General features: G+C 65.7%; 1 protein-coding gene. It reads right to left on the reverse strand.

Annotated features, from left to right (window positions below; translation table 11 throughout):
* A partial coding sequence (locus tag ACK1U9_RS04935; protein ID WP_449109740.1) for a fatty acid CoA ligase family protein occupies positions 1–1,640 on the reverse strand: 1,640 nt, incomplete at its 3' end.
* Between the last annotated feature and the right edge of the window lie 48 nt (positions 1,641–1,688).

Here is a 1,688-nt window from a genome sequence, read left to right on the forward strand (position 1 = left end):
CGCATGCGGAACTTCTGCACCTTGCCGGTCACCGTCATCGGGAACTCATCGACAAAGCGGAAATACCGCGGCACCTTGAAGTGCGCTATCCGCGCCTTCGCCCAATCGCGCAGTTCCTCCGCACTGGCCGTATGCCCCGGGTGCAGCCGCACCCAGGCCACGATCTCTTCACCGTACTTGCTGCATGGCACGCCAATCACCTGCACATCTGCCACCGCCGGGTGGGTGAAGAAGAACTCTTCCAGTTCACGCGGGTAGATGTTCTCGCCGCCGCGAATGATCATGTCCTTGCTGCGCCCGACAATACGCACATAGCCCTGCTCGTCCATCACCGCCAGGTCGCCGGTATGCATCCAGCCTTCCTCGTCGATGCTTTCGGCCGTGGCCTTGGGGTTGTTCCAGTAGCCCAGCATCACGCTGTAACCCCGGGTGCACAGCTCGCCGATTTCGCCACGCGGCAGGGTGTTGCCATCGGCATCGATCACCTTGTTCTCCAACCGCGGCTGGGTGCGCCCGACGCTGGTCACGCGGCGCTCCAGGTCGTCGCTGGCGCCGGTCTGCAGCGACACCGGGCTGGTTTCGGTCATGCCGTAGGCAATCTGCACCTCGGCCATGTGCATCTCGCCGATAACCCGGCGCATCACTTCGATCGGGCAGGTGGCACCGGCCATGATCCCGGTACGCAGGCTCGACAGGTCGAACTCGCCACGCTGGGGGTGGTCCAGTTCGGCGATGAACATGGTCGGCACACCGTACAACGCAGTGGCCTTTTCTTCCGCCACCGCACGCAGGGTAGCCAACGGGTCGAAGGCGTCGCTGGGGTAGATCAGGGTGCTGCCGTGGGTCATGCAGCCGAGGTTGGCCATGACCATGCCAAAGCAGTGGTACAGCGGCACCGGCACCACCAGCCGGTCATGCTCGGTCAGGCCCAGGCTTTCACCGACCATGTAGCCGTTGTTGAGGATGTTGCTGTGGCTGAGGGTGGCGCCTTTCGGGAAACCGGTGGTGCCCGAGGTGTACTGGATATTGATCGGGTCGTCGCAGCGCAGCTGTGCCTGGCGCTCGGCAAGGGCTTCGCGGCTGACGGCCGCGGCACGGGCCTGCAGGTCGTGCCAGGCGAGAAAGCCCGGCGGTGGCGCGACGGCCAGGCTGACCACACCGCGCAACTCGGGGAAGCGTTCGCAGATCAGGCCGCCCGGCTGGCCGCCGGCCAGGCCCGGGACCAGGCCCAGCAGCATGGCGTGGTAGTCGGAGGTCTTGAACGCGTCGGCGCAGATCACCCAGCGGCAGCCGGACTGGCCGAGGGCGTAGTCCAGTTCGCTGGAGCGGTAGGCCGGGTTGATGTTGACCAGGATCGCACCGACCTTGGCGCTGGCGAACTGGGTGATGCACCACTCTGCGCAGTTGGGTGCCCAGATGCCGAGGCGGTCACCCGGCTGCACGCCCAAGGCCATCAGCGCACGGGCGTGCCGGTCGACGGCTTCGGCCAGTTGCTGCCAGGTGTAGCGCAGGGCCTGGTGGCGGACGACCAGGGCGTCACGGTCAGGGAAGCGGGCGACGGTGGTATCGAAGGCGTCGCCGATGCACTGGGTAAGCAGGGGTTTGTCCTGGTTGCCCTGGGAGTAGCTTGGCTGGGGCATGGCGGTCTCTTGTTGTTCTTGTATTGTCTGTACCGGCCTCTTCGCGGG

The organism is Pseudomonas sp. XP1, from assembly GCF_053557675.1.